The sequence below is a fragment of the Desertivirga arenae genome (genome assembly GCF_017355785.1).
GTDB lineage: Bacteria > Bacteroidota > Bacteroidia > Sphingobacteriales > Sphingobacteriaceae > Desertivirga > Desertivirga arenae.
This window is the reverse complement of sequence record NZ_JAFEWE010000042.1, coordinates 1-744: the sequence shown is the minus strand read 5'-3', so window position 1 is coordinate 744 and position 744 is coordinate 1. Positions and strand designations below refer to the sequence as shown.

Here is a 744-nt window from a genome sequence, read left to right as displayed (position 1 = left end):
TAAGTCGTAACAAGGTAGCCGTACCGGAAGGTGCGGCTGGAATACCTCCTTTCTAGAGCCGGGAAAATTGCCCGTTATGCTAACGATTAGTTTAAAAGAAAAAAGAAGAAACCCAAAAAGATAAGCCGTTCAGGTAGTAAGAAACCCGAGCCGGCGAGATTGTAAGAGAAATTACGAATTACGATTTACGAGTTACGATTACCGTGCAAAAGCCAAAATCGTAAATCAAAAATCTACAATCGTAAATCAAACAGTCCCGTAGCTCAGCTTGGTTAGAGCACTACACTGATAATGTAGGGGTCAGCAGTTCAAATCTGCTCGGGACTACAAAAGGCAATGAAAGAGGGGTAGAAGGATAGAATGATAGAATAACAGTAAAAAAAGATATTCACTCGTTCAATCACTTACTCATTCACTCATTAGATTCTTATTGGGGAATTAGCTCAGCTGGCTAGAGCACCTGCCTTGCACGCAGGGGGTCAACGGTTCGAATCCGTTATTCTCCACGTTTACCGCAACAAGTTATACTGCAAGAGTATAAGGGTAAAAAGTTCTTTGACATATTGGAAGAAGTAATTGTAAGAGAAGACAACAGTTAGGTGACGATTAGAAATAATCAGAACTAACAAAAGCATACCTTGCTGAGCAAAAGCAGCAAGTGTAGAAGAAAGTAAGAAAGGGCACACGGGGAATGCCTTGGCTCTCAGAGGCGATGAAAGACGTGATAAGCTGCGATAAGCTACG

The 744-nt window shown here is 41.8% G+C and carries 1 protein-coding gene, 2 tRNA genes and 1 rRNA gene; 3 read left to right on the top strand and 1 reads right to left on the bottom strand.

The window, feature by feature from the left end; translation table 11 throughout:
• The 3 genes from J4N24_RS25430 to J4N24_RS25420 form a co-directional block, all read left to right on the top strand.
• A 16S ribosomal RNA gene (locus J4N24_RS25430) occupies positions 1-52 on the top strand; the annotation flags it as partial.
• A 200-nt stretch (positions 53-252) separates the two neighbouring features.
• A tRNA-Ile gene (locus tag J4N24_RS25425) sits at positions 253-327 on the top strand.
• Positions 328-432: 105 nt separating this feature from the next.
• Positions 433-506 (top strand) — tRNA-Ala (locus tag J4N24_RS25420).
• A 3-nt stretch (positions 507-509) separates the two neighbouring features.
• On the opposite strand, the gene J4N24_RS25415 is transcribed toward J4N24_RS25420, so the two are convergent.
• The coding region (locus J4N24_RS25415; RefSeq protein ID WP_207536550.1) for a hypothetical protein at positions 510-744 on the bottom strand (235 nt) is incomplete at its 5' end.